The sequence below is a fragment of the Bradyrhizobium sp. cf659 genome (genome assembly GCF_900113725.1).
Lineage (GTDB): Bacteria > Pseudomonadota > Alphaproteobacteria > Rhizobiales > Xanthobacteraceae > Bradyrhizobium.
Window position 1 is genome coordinate 688,043 of sequence record NZ_FOQJ01000002.1, and the last position, 17,398, is coordinate 705,440.

The 17,398-nt window shown below is 65.5% G+C and carries 1 protein-coding gene (only partly in view); it reads left to right on the forward strand.

Annotated elements, in window-relative coordinates; genetic code table 11:
- Positions 1-17,398, forward strand: partial view of a tandem-95 repeat protein gene (locus tag BM118_RS42560; protein ID WP_283806360.1) — the 5' portion only. It continues 14,909 nt past the right edge of the window; 17,398 of the gene's 32,307 nt are visible here — the first part of the coding sequence; the start codon lies at positions 1-3; its stop codon lies off the right edge, out of view.

Genomic DNA, 17,398 nt, shown 5'->3' on the forward strand with positions numbered 1-17,398 from the left:
TTGAAACTGACCGGCGCTGCGATCGGTGCCTTGTTGGGCGTCCTTGATGGCGTTGCCGAATACAAGAAGGCCGGCGGATTTACGGCACCGTTCTTTGCCTGGGCCGCGAAGACGGCGCTGATCACAGCAGTTGCGATTCCGGTCGTTGGCGCCCTGTCAAGCCTCGCGATCTCGACTTCTCCGGTGTGGGGGACCGCCGGAGTCGTCGCCTTCATGGGGGCGGGCCTGTATCTGGGCGTGCGCAGCGTAGCCGCCAATCTCGTTGAGGCGTATGCCGACCAGCAGAGTTCGATCCTCTATAAATCTGCGTCGACTGTTCTTGGGTATATGAAGAGCTTTGAGGGAGTCGCGGCTTCTTACCTCAAGGAGGCGGCAAGTCTTCTGCCAACCGCAACGCAAGCCAAGGAGCTTCTGGCCGGCATCACTCAGATCGCCATCGATACGTTCCAGATCGTCGGGGCCGGCGGGGCGGGCTACACTTACAACGAGAAGAACGCTGCTCTATGGGGATCGGACGACGCCATCCTGCTCGGCGGTGACCAAAACGACTGGTTGTTTCACTCCGGCTATGGCGCGGGATTCGGAGGAAAGGGCGACGACGTCCTTGTCGGAGTGTTCCCAACAGTTCTCCATGCGGGCGAGAAGATTGGATCGCCTCCGCCGGCGGGCCAGCCGGACACGCGGCAGGTTGCGCAAAGCGATCTGAGTCTCACTCTCGACGGTGGGGCGGGTAACGATTGGGTTATCGTCGCTGGAGGTGAGAAGGCGACGACCGCCGGTGGCCTTGGTCGCGATTGGATCTACAATACCTCGAACGGCGGCATCATCTGGGGCGACACGATCGGGGGCCTTTCGGATCAGCCCGTTCTCGATGCAGACGGCAATCCCGTTCTCAATCCGGACGGTACGCCCAAGACGATCCCGGTCAAGGTCGAGGACACCGCGGCCAACGCCGATAACATCTGGTACTCGGCCAACACCATCGTCAAGGACGCGCAGCACCATGACGTGCTTAAGTTCTATGGACTGACCCTCACCGGCGGCAATGCCGAAGGCGGCATCGCGGGTCTTGCGGCATTCGGCGGTGTTGGTGCCGTCGTCGGCTACACCAATTTCCTGGCAACGGCTGCTGCAAACGGCGGCAAATACGATCCGGCGAAGTCGATCTATTTCGATCATCTGCTGCCGTGGATGACCTATGCGTTCCGACCCAATGCCCGCGGCGGGTTGGACATGTACGTCACCAACCAGTTCGATCAGTTGTTCACGGCGGTGTTCGGCGGCACCGCGAGCGACGCCTACAAGGCGCAGCAGGCGCTGGATGCGCAAGGCATCCTGAAGGGCTGGATGAAGATCGAGAACTTCGATCTCGTCGGCAGTTACATCGGATTCCAGCAGGCAGAGCTTACCGGCCAGGGCACTTTCGGCATGGTGTTTAAGGCGCCCAATCCGATCGCCGATCTGATGACGATGCTCGAGCCGCTGCTCGGGGTGTACGGCATTGCCATTGCCGCTCAATATGGCGGCAATACCCTGATTGATCAGGCCGTGACCCTCAGTGCCGCCGCGACGCGGTTTGCGAAGGGCATGAAATGGGCGGACGGCGCCGATCCGCTGGTGATTGATCTCGATGGTAACGGCATCGAGACGACCGATCTCGGCGTCAGCCAGGTCTATTTCGATATCGACCACGACCTGTTCGCCGAGCGCACCGGCTGGCTGAAGGGCGACGACGGCTTCCTGGTCCGCGACGTCAACGGCAATGGCGGGATCGACGACATCTCGGAGATGTTCGGCGGGGTCGGGCAGTCCGGCTTTGCCCGGCTCTCGCAGCTTGACTCCAATGGTGACGGCAAGATCACGGCCGCGGACGTGCTATGGTCCGAGTTGAAGGTCTGGCAGGACTATGACCGCGACGGCATCACCGACGCGGGCGAGCTGAAGACGCTCGATCAGCTCGGCATCGTCAGCATCGATCTCGGCGCCACCGCGATCGACGTCCGTACCCCGCAAGGCGCGCACCTGACCGGCGTCGGCGACATCACCTTCCAGAGCGGCGCCGTCAGGCACATGTTCGACGCCATCCTGGCATCGAACGACACCGACACCAGATATGCCGGCGAGGCGGGCCGGGCGGCCTGGCAGTCGAGCTCGACGCTCGACGTCAAGGGCTTTGGGCGGGTGACCAACCTTGCGGTGGCCGCAGCCAACGACATCGCGTTCGGCCAGCTCGTGAGCTCCACGGCGGCGGCGATGACGACGCCGAAGCTGCGCACGCTGGTGGCGCAGGTCGGCGACGTGCTCGGCGCCTGGGGCGAGGCGCTGGAACAGACGCGCGAGCTGACGCCGGTGCTGGTCGGAACCGACGCAGGCGGCAAGGCCGTGCTGCTCGACCGCGGCGTCTATGTCGAGGACAGCCAGGGCGGCTACTGGACGCTGGCCTCCGGCGCGCCGGTGCTCGACGCGCAGGGCCAGCCGATCGCGCGCGCGACGATGCAGGACGTGCTGGCGCAGGCGGCAGCGTCCGGCGCCAGCTGGCGCGTGGAGCAGACCTGGTCGCCGTCCGACCGCGACGCCGCGCTGACGGATCGCGATGCCGCGCCCTATCTGATGAGCGTCGTCAACGGGCGCGCCGTCATCCTCGACTACGGCATCAAGCAGGCCGACGGCAGCTGGAAGCTCGCCTCCGATGCCGCCACCAGCTACGCCAGCAAGGACGCCATCCTCGCGCTCGCCCATCCCACCGGCACCGAGTGGCGGGCCGAGCAGCTCGGCTTCAATCCCTATGCCAGCCTGCCCGTCGACAAGATCGGCGTGCGCTTCACCGACGGCATCGCCGTCGACTACACGGTCAAGGTGACCGACCAGGACGGCACGTTCTATGTCTGGGCGCGCAACCTCGACCGCGCGCTGCAGCTGGAATGGAAGACCGGCGACTCCAGAGAATTCAACCTGCGCAACTACGCGATCGACTTCGATACGCTCGACGAGGTGAACTCGACCGACGATTCCACCTATCGCGTCGAGATGCTGACGCCGGCGCAATTCCACTTCGCGACCTCGCTCGGCGGCATCGATTTTCACCCCGAAATGCTGACGGCGCAGCTCGACAATGCGACCGGGCACATCGCCTATGCCGTCGGCCCCGGCGGCAGCGCCAATCTGTCGACCGGTCCGGCGCACTACGTCTCCGGCATCGCGACCATGATCGACATGCTGCAGCCGGTCATGACCGAGTACATCGCGACCTCGCGCCGCTATGCGGTGCGCATCGCAATGCAGGGCGGCTTGAAGGATTTCTTCCAGGGGGTCGCGTACGACGCCGCCTCAGACAGCTACAAGCCGACGACCAATCGCGAGCTCGCCCCGATGTTCGAGGCGATCTTCGCCGGCGCGCCGCCCAGCAACACTGATGATGCCGTGTTCGACTACCTCGCGCAGTGGAACGGGATCCTGGCGCAGGTCTATCCGGATTATCATCCGTCCGGCGAAGGCAATCTCGGCGGCAGCACGCTCGCGGTCAACCAGGCCTTCATCATGCAGATGATGCTGCCGGCCTTCGAGACGGTCGGCGTCGATCTCGACATCCGCGGCGTCGCGCACGCGCTCGGGATCAGCGACGAGCGCATCATCACCCACACGGCCGGCGACATCATCGTCAACGGCACCGACGCGACCGACTATTTCTACATGACCGCGGGGAACCAGACCCTGCGCGGCGGCAAAGGCGCCGACTTCTACTTCGTCGGGCGCAATTCCGGCGACGACGTCATCGACGACAAGGATTTTGGCGACAGCGACGAGCTGCGCCTCACCGACGTGCTGTCGACCGACGTCAAGGCGATCCGCGACGGCGAAGACCTGATCCTGGAGATCCGCGGCCGCACCAACACCATCCGCCTGACCGACCAGTTCCTCGGCGAGAACAACGAGCTCCTGAGCAACGGCAAGCGGGTCGATTCCGGCGTCAGCGCCATCGTGTTCGCCGACGGCGTGGCCTGGGACCGCTTCCGCATGTCGATGGAGGTGCTCGACAGGGACCGCGCCGCGGGGCAGTTCAACGACAGCCTGATGGGCTCGGGCTCGGCCGACATCCTCTGGGGCGGCAAGGGCAACGACTATATGAGCGGCGGCGCCGGCGGGGACATCTACGTCTTCCAGGCTGGCGACGGACAGGACGTCATCGACGACCTCGGCAATTTTTCGTTCGGGCCGGTCAAGGCCGGCATCGACGTGCTCAGCTTCAAGGGCGGCATCAAGCTCGAGAATTTGAAGCTGATCCGCGACGGCGAAAGCCCCGATCTGAAGATCGTCTTCCTCGACGACGACGGCCATCCGACCGGTGACACGCTCGACATCAAGGGCCAGTTCGCCGGCGTCAAGACCGGCCTCGGCCTGTTCTCCGACGCGCTCGGCAGCAGCGACGGGCTCGACTATGTCGCGCCGAACCTGATCGAGCGTTTCGTGTTCGACGACGGCTCCAGCCTCGATTTCACGCAGATCGTCGAGAAGGTGCTGGAGAACGCCAAGACCGCGAACGACGACGCGATCTTTGGCATGCTCAATGCCAACACGCTCGACGGCGGGGCCGGCAACGACTTCCTGTCCGGCAAGGAAGGCGACGACACCTATGTCTTCGGCCGCGGCTACGGCCGCGACGTCGTCCTCGACAACGCCATTCCCGGACTGTTCGATCCGCCGCAGCACGACAAGCTGCAATTCGCCGACGAGATCCGCTGGACCGACCTCGACTTCCTGCGCGACGGCGCCAGCGATACGCTGCGCATGCGCATCAAGGGCACGACCGACGAGGTCGTGCTGCAGGACTTCCTCGCCACCGTTCCGATCCTCGGCTTCATCAACGTCATCGAGGACATCAAGTTCGGCGACGGCACGGTCTGGACCGGGTTCAAGCTGGCCCAGCACTACATCGACATCGCCAAGACCGCCGGCAACGACACGATCTACGGCTACGACGAGCTGTCCGACTCGATCGACGGCGGCGCCGGCGACGACCGTCTCGTCGGCTTCGGCGGCAACGACGTCTATTACGTCGCGCTCGGAGAGGGCAACGACACCATCCTCGACAGCTCGGGCAACGATCAGCTCGTTCTCTCCGGCATCGCGTCGACCGACGTCGACTTCTCGCGCACCGCGCTCGATCTCATCATCACCGTCCGCGCCACCGGCCAGCGCTTCGTGCTGGAGAACCAGTATGTCCGCGACGACGGCCAAACCTATGCGGTCGAGAGCCTGGTCTTCACCGACCGCACGGTGTCGTTCCTCGACGTCAATCCGGAGGACATCGATCTCGTCGGGACCAACGGCGACGAGACCATCACCGGCTCGAATTTCGCCGAAACGCTCGACGGGCGCGGCGGTAACGACACGCTGATCGGCGGCGACGGCGGCGACACCTACAAGTTCGATGCAGGCTACGGCCAGGACGTCATCGTCGACCGCCGCGTGCGCGCGAGCTGGTCGGACCGGCGCGGCGTGCACGTGCCGGTGGACGACGTCGTTGAGTTCGGCGGCGGCATCACCCGTGACAACGTCGTCTTCACCAAGGACGGCGACGACCTCTTGATCTCGATCACCGGCCGCACCGACACGCTGCGCATCCGCAATCAGTTCCGCGACGCCGAGGATGGCGTCGAGCTGTTCCGCTTCTTCGACGGCTCGACCATCAAGATCTCGGACGTCGAGCAATTGCTCCAGATCGCCGGCGGCAACCGGGGCGACAACGTCATTACGGGCCTGCTCGATCAGGAGAACGTGCTGGATGGGCGGCAGGGCGACGACACGCTTTACGGCGGCAACCGCGCCGACACCTACGCCTTCTCGGCCGGCTACGGCTTCGACCGCATCATCGAGCGGCCGGACACGGCGGGCATGGTCGATCGCGTGGTGTTCGGCGCCTCCGTGCGTTTCGAGGACATCGTCGTCAGCCGCAACGGCAACGATCTCGTCGTCGATCTCGGCAGCGGTCTCGACGTCCTGACCATCGTCGACGGCCTGTCGACCAGCCGCGTCGAGCAGTTCGAATTTGCCGACGGGCGGATTCTGTCCGTCGAGGCCATCATCGACCGCATGCTGACCGGCACCGCCGGCGACGACCATCTGATCGGCTTCGACAACCGCGACGATACGCTGTCCGGCGGGGCCGGCCAGGACGCGCTCGAGGGCGGGTTCGGCAACGACACCTACAAGTTCGGCATCGGTGACGGCAGTGACAGCGTCTACGACGCCGGCGGCGTCGACAAGGTCGTGTTCGGCGAAGGCATTACCTCCGACCTCGTCCATTTCAGCAACATCGACGGCGATCTGCTGATCTCGATCGGCAACGGCACCGACCGGCTCGCGATCCTATCCGGCTATAGCGCGAGGCCGGTCGAGGGTTTCGTCTTCGCCGACGGCACGACGCTGTCGATCGAAGACGTGCGCGGTATCATCCGCGACGGTCTGTCGAACGCCAGCCAGGACCTCGTCGACCTGCGCGAGTTGCCGGCCGCCAGCACGCTGCGTCCCGGCGCCGGCCATGACCGCCTCATCCTGGCCCAGGATTCGCGCGTCGTCATCGGCGCGTCGGAAGGCATCGACAGCGTCGAGATGCCCGCCGGCGTGACGAGCGCGACCGTCGTGCTCGAGGCGTACGCCTCGAGCGATGCCATGGTCAGGCTCGTCGCGACCGACTCGACCGACCTCATCGTCTCCTTCTCGTCGGGAAGCCAACTGATCGTCAGGGGCGCGCTCGGCAACGGCAGCCTGCCGAATATCGAATTCGCCAACGGCGTCGTCTGGAATGGGGCCGCGCTGGTGCAGGCGGCCATCGCCGGACAGTCGAGCGCGGGGAGCGACATCATCGTCGGCAGCGGTCGCGCAGACGTGATTGCCGGCGGCGCGGGGGACGACCTCCTGAGCGGCGGGGCAGGCGACGACACCTACAACTTCACGCGCGGCGACGGCCGCGACGTGATCGACGACAGCTCCGGCAACGACACGCTCGCCATCACCGGCTATCGGCCCGACGAACTGCGCGTTTCGCAGATCGATCCGGCGCGTAACGAGCTCGTGCTGTCCTTCGCCGATTCGACCGATCAGATCGTGCTGCGCTACGTCTGGGGTTGGAACGGCGTCGACGCGGTTCGTTTCAGCGACGGCACATCGTTCACGCTCGACCAGCTCCGCGACATGGCGGCCGACGTCGGGACCTGGCAGGACGACCGCATCGCCGGCTCCGCGCGCAGCGAGACGTTCAGCGGCGGGACCGGCGATGACGTGATCATCGGCGGCGGTGGCGACGACATCTACCGGTTCGGACGCGGCGACGGGCAGGATCGCATCGAAAGCAATGGCTCGGCTGACGGCAAGGGAACGCTCGTCTTCGGTGCCGGTATCGCGCTGGAGGACGTCGTCACGACGCGGGATGCCGACGGCAACATCGTGCTGTCGATCAGCGGCACCGACGACCGCGTCACGCTGGTCGATCCCGCCGGCGATATCGATCCGGTCATCGCGAAGATCGTCTTTGCCGACGGTCGTAGCCTCAGCTACCGGGCGCTTGCCGCCTCGATCGGATCGACCGACGGCGACGACCATATCGTCGTTCCATCCGATCTCGCCAATCCCGACATCGGCTCCGCGATCTTCGGCGGCCTCGGCAACGATCACCTCGAAGGCGGCCGGGGTGCCGACGTCGTCACCGGCGGCAAGGGCGACGATCTGCTGGAAGGCGGCAGCGGCGCCGATACCTATTATTTCGGGCGCGGCGACGGGCAGGACGCGATCGCCGATGTCGAGATCACTGATGCGTCCAAGGTCGACAAGGTCCATTTCGCGGCCGGCATCCTGCCGAGCGATATCCGCTTCCTCTCGGTCGGTCCGAATGACCTCGTGATTGGCATCGTCGGCAGCGACGACCGTCTGACGCTCAAGGATATGTTCCGCGCCGGGACCGGCGCGACCGACTATGGGGTCGAGCAGTTCGAATTCGCCGATGGCACGGTCTGGCAGCTCGCCGACATCGTTTCGCACGCGGCCGCGTCGACCGGCGCGGGCGCCGACGCGATCGATTTCGGTCCGCAGCTCGACGTCGCGATCACCCTCGACGGCGGCGCGGGCGACGATGTGCTCGCCGGCGGTATCGGCGACACCACCTACGTCTTCGGCCGCGGCTATGGCCGCGACACGATCCGCGAGGCCGCGAACGCAACTGGCTCCAGCGACACACTGCGCCTGAACAGTGGGATCGCGCCGAGCGACGTCGTCGTCGTCAGGGACGGCAACGATATCGTGCTGCGCTTCGTCGGCAGCGACGACCGGCTGACGATCGTCGGCCAGGCCACGGCGAGTGCGCCACCGATCGACGTCGTGCGATTCAACGACGGCACGCAATGGAATGCGGCGGCGCTGCTCTCGCGCGCGCTCACGCCGGATGCGGCCGAGCACGTGCTGCATCCGAGCAATCCTACGGCCGACCCGTTTGCCGCGCCGGTCTTCGCAGGCGCGGGGTCGGGATCCGGCGGAGGAGGAACGTCCGGATCCTCGACCATCGGCCTCGCCCGCTACGACTCCGTCTCGCGGCCCGTCAGCGGCCTTGCCGTGGTCGGTTCGGCCACGGAGATCGGCAACGGCACCTATCAGTTGACGCCGGAGGCCGGCAGCAGGGTCGGCGCGGTCTGGGGCAGCATCGACCTGTCGCAGAACGTGGTCTGGACCACGAAGATGTTCTTCGGTGCCAACGAGGGCGGTGCCGACGGCTTGTCCTTCGCAGTTCAGAACAAGAGTGCGGGCGAGCTGACGGGGTCGGGCGGCGGCGGGATGGGCACACTGGTCTCCGGCTCGTTCGGTGTCATTTTCGATACCTGGGGGCAGGCGACCGACTTCAGCCAGTTCGTCGTCAACGGCCAGACCGGCGACGACAATTTCGACCCGCAGCACGACTTCAGCCAGCTCGAGGATGCCGCCTGGCACGATGTCGTCATCACTTGGGACGCGGCGAGCAAGACCTTCAGCTACAGCGTCGACGGAACGCCGATCGGACGCAAGACCTACGATGTCGTCGGCACTCTCTTCGGCGGCGATTCCGACGTTTGGTACGGTTTCGGCGCGGCCACGGGCGGGGCAACCAACGATCAGCGGGTCCAGATCCTGTCGGTCACCACCCTGCAAGGGGCCGGCGTCGATCCGTCGACGGTCGGGACCGTCGAGCAGATTGGCTCGGGCCTGTTCGCACGGGAGCTCGCCGGTGCAGCCGCACAGAACAGATATGATGTTTTCGTGCCGCTTTCGCAGTGGGGCGAACGCGTCGACGTCATCACCAACTTCAAGAGCGGCGATGCCGGCGACAGTCTCAGCATCGCCATTGCCGAGGGATTGCCCGGGACGCTGCTGGCGCGCGCGGTCGGCTCCGACACGCTGATCTATTTTGCGGAGCAGGGAACGCAGCGCTTTGCCGACGCCCGGCTGCTGTTGCGTCTGGACAACGTCTCGCCGGCGAGCCTCACCAGCGTCAATTTTGCCGGCGCCGCGTTCACGGTGGTTGCCAACCAGACCTTGAGCGCCAACGGTTCGGCTCCCGTTCAAGGCGGTTGGGGCGATGACACGCTCAACGGAGACAATTCGGCCAACACGCTGTCGGGCGGCGCCGGCAACGACACGGTGGCGGATGCCCGCGACGGCAACGACGTCCTGACCGGCGGCACCGGCAACGACTGGCTGCGCGGCGGCGGTGGCAACGACACCTATGTGTTCAACCGGGGTGACGGTCAGGACATCATCAGCGACTGGAATTACGGGACCGACACGATCCAGTTCGGTGCCGGCATCACGGCCGCCGATGTCGTGGTGACGCAAGGCAACAGCGGCCAGGACCTGATCATCACCATCGCGGGGACCGACGACAGGATCACGATCGAGCGCGGCCTCAGCACCGACTACAATCGGATCGAACAGCTGCGGTTTGGCGACGGCAGCACGCTCAGCTACACGCAGATGGTCGATCGGTCGCTGTCGCCGACGTCCGGCAACGACATGTTCGCAGGGGACCAGTTTGCCAACACGCTCTCGGGCGGAGTCGGCAACGACACGATCTCGGATGCCCGTGAAGGCGACGACACCCTGATCGGCGGGGCCGGTAACGATTGGCTGCGCGGCGGCAGCGGCAACGACACTTATATTTTCAATCGGGGTGACGGTCAGGACGTTATCAGCGACTGGAATTACGGGACTGACACCATCCAGCTCGGCTCCGGCATCACGGCTGCCGACGTGGTGGTGACGCAAGGCAATGGCGGCCAAGACCTCATCATCGCCATCGCGGGAACCGAAGACAGGATCACGATCGAGCGCGGCGTCAGCACCGATTACAACCGGATCGAGCAGCTGCGCTTCAGCGACGGCAGCACGCTCAGCTACGCGCAGCTGCTCGACCGCTCGCTGACGCCGACCAGCGGCGATGACACGTTTGCCGGGGACCAGTTCGCCAATACGATATCGGGGGGCGCCGGCAACGATACGATCCTTGATGGCCGCGACGGCGACGATATCCTGATCGGCGGCACCGGCAACGACTGGCTGCGTGGCGGCAACGGCAACGACACCTATGTGTTCAACCGGGGGGATGGCCAGGACGTCATCAGCGACTGGAATTACGGCAACGACACGATTCTGTTCGGGGCCGGAATCACCGCCGCCGACCTCTCGTTGACGCGAGCCAGCAATGGCCAGGATCTGATCATTGCCATCGCGGGAACCGAGGACAGGATCACGGTCCAGCGAGGCCTCGATACCGACTGGAGCCGGATCGAGCAGCTACGCTTCGCCGACGGCAGCACGCTCAACTACACCGGCATGCTCGCGCTGGCCGACGCCAACGACCGCAGCGGACTGACCCAGATCGGGGCGGTGATCGGCAACGGCATCGTCGGGACCGATGCTGCCGAATTCCTCAATGCGTCAGCCTATGCGACTGGCGCCACATTGGATGGTCGCGCCGGCTATGATCAGCTGACGGGCAGCGCCTATAACGACGTCCTGATCGGCGGCACCGGCAACGACGTGATGACGGGCGATGCCGGCGCGGACACCTACCGGTTTTCAGCGGGCTTCGGCCAGGACACGATTCAGGAAAACACGTCGAACGGCAGCAACAACATCATCGTGTTCGATTCCTCGCGTTCGATCGACGATTTCGTGCTGGAGGCCTATGTCTCGACCGACGGCAACGGCAACGCCGATTTTGGTCAGGCCCGACTGCGCTTCGCCGGCAGCGACGACCGGATCACGATCGGCGATCTCGATACGATCCAGCAGATCCGTTTCGCCGACGGCACCGTGCTCGACAGGCAGCAGATGCTGGCCCGCGCGGTCAGCTTCCCCGACAACAGATCCATCTCCCCGTCGGACATCCCGACTCCGAACCCTCTGAGCGGATCGGCGAAGGACGACCTGCTTGAAGGCCATGGCACCGACGATACGCTCCTCGGCGGCGCGGGTAACGATCGCCTCTACGGCGGCGACGGCGCTGACGTCCTGAGCGGCGGGACCGGCAACGATACCCTGTCCGGTGGCGCGGGCGCCGACGTCTATCGGTTCTCGGCGGGTTTCGGCCACGACACGATCGACACGGATGACACCGGGCTCGACTGGATCGAGTTCGGTTCCAGCCTGACGCCGGCAGACATCGAGCTGCTGCGTCCCTATGACCGGTATGAGGGCGGCGGCCTCACCGACGACTTGCTCGTGCACGTGAAAGGCACCGAGGACATCATCGAAGTCCGCTATACGCTGAGCACGGACCCCTACCAGAGCATTGCCGGCATCCGCTTCGCGGACGGGACGACCTGGGCGCTGGCCGACATCGTCAACGCCGCGGTGCCGGCGCCGGGGATCAACGTGCAAGGCGCGATCTCGGACGATACGCTGGTCGGCACGGCGTACAACGATACCCTCAACGGGGGTGGCGGCAACGATACGTTGATCGGCGGTGCGAACGACGACGTCCTGTGGGGCGCGGATGGCAACGACATCTTCGATGGCGGCACAGGCAACGATGCCCTGATCGGCGATGCCGGTTCGGACGTTTATCGCTTCTCCAGCGGTTTCGGTAACGACTACGTCAATGATTTCCGCGACGCAGGCGCGACGAACGCGATCGTTTTCGATTCGACCGTCGCGGTCTCCGACATTGCCGTCTATTTCTCCCAGACCGGCGACCTGATCCTGAGATCGGCCAACTCGGACGATTCCATCACGATCGGCAGCGCCTATGTCGATGAAAGCTCCGGTGTCGATGAGGTCCATTTCGACGACGGGACGATCTGGACCCGCGACCAGCTCGTTGCCGCCGCGGTGGCACTGCCGGGCAGTGCGATCCAGGGCGACGCGACCGATCAGACGCTGAGCGGCACCGCCTTCGACGACGGCATCTACGGCGATGCTGGAAACGAAACCCTCATCGGCGGCGCCGGCAACGATAGCCTGCAGGGTGCCGATGGTGCGGACATCCTGATCGGCGGAGCCGGCAACGACCAGCTGGACGGGGGATACGGTAACGACATCTATCGCTTCTCGGCCGGCTTCGGCTCGGACACGGTCAACGTCACCCCCTACTATGCAGACGATAGCGATGTCATCGAGTTCGACGCGACGATTGCCGCGGCGAATGTCCATCTCACCATCGAAGGATACGACGCCTCGCAGAGCGTATTGCTGACCATCGACGGCAGCACCGACCGGATCATGCTGAACGGGCTGCATGCATCCTCCGAGATCCATTTCGCGGACGGCACGATCTGGACATATGACGACATCGTCTCGTTCGCAGCGCCGTGGCAGGGCGTCGACTTGCAGGGCGACCAGGGCACCGACGTTCTCGGAACCAGCGGCTGGGACAAGCTCGAGGCGAATTACGGCGTCGCGTCCACCATCATGGGCTTCGCCGGGGACGACATCCTCAACGGCTCCACCGGCGACGATATCCTCGACGGCGGCGCCGGCGACGACGAGATGCAGGGCAATCAGGGATCCGATACCTACCGTTTTTCGGCCGGCTTCGGCCAGGATCGGATCTACGAGTGGGGGGCCGGCGTCAACCACATCGTGTTCGATTCCACGATCTCGTCCAGCAGCATCATCATCGAGCACGAGGCCGGCTATAACGGCGACATTACCTATGCCGACGTGATCCTGCGCGTCGCGGGGACCGAAGACCGTATTACGTGGGGCGGCGGCTTCGGCTCCGGTGATTTCGACGTCCGGTTTGCCGACGGCACCGTCTGGAATTCCAACGATATCAGGGCGCGCTGGAGCCAGATCGAGCATCCGTATCAAGGCGGCACGCCGATGGTCGGAGGCACGACCAACGACACCGTGTACGGCTCGGTCGTCGCCGACGTCATCGAAGGGGGCGGGGGCAACGACACCCTGATCGGCTATGCCGGTGGTGACATCCTGGTCGGAGGGACCGGGTCCGATCAGCTGTACGGCGACGCCGGCAGCGATACCTACCGCTTCTCTGCCGGCTTTGGCGAGGACTGGATCAACGACTCGGTGTACGGCACGGACGTCAACGTCATCGAATTCGACGCGACGATCGACCCGGCGCAGGTGAGCGTCCTGACGGACGCCTCCAATCTCATGGGCAATTACTATCTGTCCATCGCCGGCACCGAGGATCGCGTCTGGGTCTCGCGCTACGCCCACGACGCCGTGATCTCGCAGATCCGTTTTGCCAACGGCACGGTGTGGACCGCCGCCGACATCGAGGCACGGCTGACCTATTCGAACCGGCCCACGATCACGAGCTCGGCCTCCGGCGCACAGATGGTCGGTACCGCCGGCAGCGACACCCTGACCGGGACGGCCGGCTCGGACGACATCAACGGCGGTGGATCGGTCCAATGGCGGCCGGTGGGCGCCAACCTGATCGTCAACGGCAGCTTCGAGCAGCTTGCCGCGGATGCCAGCCCGCAAAGCTGGGGCTATTCGGCAACGACGTTGCCGGGCTGGACCCGGATCAACAGCACGCAGCCGGCGACGACGCTCGGCATCGAGCAGATCACGTCCGGCTACAATGGTGTCACTGCAACCAACGGCAATTATTGGCTCGATCTCGACGGGACGGGCACTGGCGGCGGTGGCAGTAACGTGCAGATCGCACAGGACGTGACTGGTCTCACCGAGGGCGAGACGCTCCTGGTGCAATTCGACCATGCCAACCGCACCTGGGACTGGAACGGCTCGTTCGACGTGCTGTGGAACGGCACGGTGGTCGCGAGCTTCAACAATACCGGCACGGCGATGGTGCGCTCCAGCGTGCTGGTGACGGCAGCCGCCGGCACCAACCAGCTCAGCTTCCGTGGCACCGGCAACCAGGACGGCGTCGGCGCTTCCCTCGACAATGTGAGCCTCACGCGTACGGAGGCGGTCGCGAGCTCGGCGATCGGCAACGACGTCCTGTCCGGCCTCGACGGCGACGATCTCGTCCGGGGCGGTGCCGGAGACGATGTGATCTCCGGAGGCAACGGCAACGACACGCTCAACGGCAATGGCGGCAACGACACCATTAACGGCGATGCCGGCAATGACATCCTGATCGGCGGCAAGGGTAACGACAATCTGGTCGACGGCCAGGGCAATGACGTCTACCGCTTCGCAGCCGGCGACGGTCAGGACACCATCACCGACGCGAATGGAACCGACCGGATCGAATTTGGCGCCGGCATCAGCCCGGCCGACGTCAAGGTCGCGCTGGTCGGCAATTCCTCGACGCTCGTCGTCACCTTCCGCAACAGCGACGACCGCATCACCATCAACAACGGCTCGGCCAGCGACGGCAGGGCCATCGAGACATTCACCTTTGCAGACGGCACCGTCTGGAACTTCGCCGACATCGCGGCGCGCTGGAAGACGCCGACCGCGGGCGCCGACATCATCCTCGGCACCACGAACGGCGAGACCCTCGCGGGCGGCGCAGGCAACGACAGCCTGATCGCCTTCGGCGCAGCCACGCTGCTCGGCGAAGCCGGCGACGACATCCTGACCGGAGCGAACGGCGCCGATATCCTGGTCGGCGGCACCGGCAACGACACGCTGAATGGCGGGCAAGGCGACGACGTCTATCGTTGGGGCCGCGGTGACGGCAGCGACACGCTCACCGACACCGGCGGGACAGACCGCGTCGAGATCGGCGCCGGCGTCGCGCCCGGCGACATCAAGGTCACTTCGCCCGACGGGCGCAGCTTCGTCCTGCGGATTCGCGACACCGGCGAAGAGCTCAAGCTCACCGATGTGATCGCGAATACGAACAACGTGATCGAGAGCATTGCCTTCGCCGACGGCACCGTCTGGACGATGAACGATCTGAGGGATCAGTCGTACATTGGCGAGGACGGCGCCGACGCCATGGTCGGAACCAGCGACGCGAACCGCCTCGACGGGCGCGGCGGCAACGACAATCTCTCCGGCCTCGGCGGCAACGATGTGCTGCTCGGCGGCGCCGGCGACGACACGCTCAATGGCGGGACAGGAGACGACCGTCTGGTCGGCGGTCTTGGCGACGATTCACTGTCGGGCGGCGCCGGTGCCGATACCTACGTGTTCGCGGCCGGCGACGGCAACGACACGATCACTGACGGCGGCGATGCGACGAACGATACGCTGCGGATCGAAGGCTATAGCCTGTCGCAGATCCGCTTCGGCGCACTCGGTCAGGACCTGGTCATCCGCTTCGCCGGAAGCGCCGATCGCATCATCGTCCGCAATGGCCTCGGCAGCAGCGTCAGCGATCTCGTCGACGCCTTCGAGATTGCGGCCGACGGCGTCACGCTGTCGCTTGCCGACGTGCGCGGCCGTCTGGTCGAGGACGTCGCCGTCACGGGCGAGTTTTTGGCCGGGAGTGCCGCCGACGACGTGCTCACCGGCGGTACGGGCGACGACTACCTGAAGGGCGGCGAGGGGGCCGACATCCTGTCGGGCGGTGCCGGCAACGATCAGTTCGGCGACATTTCCGCCGACAGCTCCGTCGACACGCTGACCGGCGGCGCCGGGCGCGACACCTATTACTACCTGCCGGTCCGGCAGGGTGCGGCGCCCATCGTCGCCGACGTCATCACCGATTTCCAGGCGGGCGCCGGCGGCGACGTCATCCGCCTGATGACCAGCAATCCCAATCCGTTCGAGGGCGGCAGCATCTTCCTGGCGCAATCGGGCAGCGATGCGGTCGTCATGATGCGGGCAAATTCGGGGCCCGACCAGGAGCTGGTGCGCCTGCTCGGCATCGACGCCACCACGCTGACCTCGGCCAATTTCGACGGCGTTCCGATCGCGATCGACAATTCGATCAGCATCAATGACGACGATGCAGGCCACGTCCTCAACGGCAGCGCCCTCGATGACCGCATTTACGGCAATGGCGGCAACGACGTCATCAGCGGCTTCGGCGGCAATGACCGGTTGGCCGGTGGCGCCGACAACGACGTGATCGACGGCGGCCTCGGCAACGACCTGATCGCGGGTCAGGAAGGCAACGACCAGATCATCGGCGGTGGCGGCAGCGACATCATGTCGGGCGGCTCCGGCGATGACGTGATCACCGGCTACGGCGACGGCAGCTTCTCGACCGACACGGATGTGTTCGAGGGCGGCCAGGGCGATGATCAGCTGTTCGGCGGCACCGGCACGGACGTCTACCGCTTCGCGCGCGGCGACGGCCGCGACACCGTCTCCGATCTGGGTGGCAGCGATCGCCTGGAATTCGCCGCCGGCATCGCGGCCGCGGACGTCAGCGTCGTGCAAATCGGCCGCGACGTCGAATTGCGGATCAACAACGAGGGTGGTCGGGTGCGCGTGACCGGCGCGCTCGACGGCGCCAGCGCCATCGAGACGATCGCCTTCGCCGACGGCACCACATGGACCTGGAACGACGTGCTGACGCGATCCTTGCAGGGATCGAGTGGCGACGACGTGCTTGCGGTTCCCGCGAGCTTCCAGGGCAATTTCGTCACCCTCGATGGCAAGGCGGGGAATGACGCCCTGCAAGGCAGCGCGGGCGCAGATGCGCTGATCGGCGGCACGGGCAATGACGTGCTGCAGGGAGCGGGCGGCGACGACACCTATGTGTTCGCCCGCGGCGATGGTCAGGACGTCATTCTCGACGCATTGGGCACCAACACGCTGAGCTTCGCGGCCGGCATCCTGTCGACCGACATTCGTGTCGTGCGCGGCGCTGCCAATCTGGTGCTCGAAATCATCGGCACCGGTGATCGCGTCGAGCTCGGCTCTCCGGCGACGGCGGACATGGGCGTCTCGCGCGTCACCTTCGCCGATGGCACGGTCTGGACCGCGTCGACCCTGATCGCGCTCGCCCGCGCGGCAACGGATGGCGACGACGTCATTC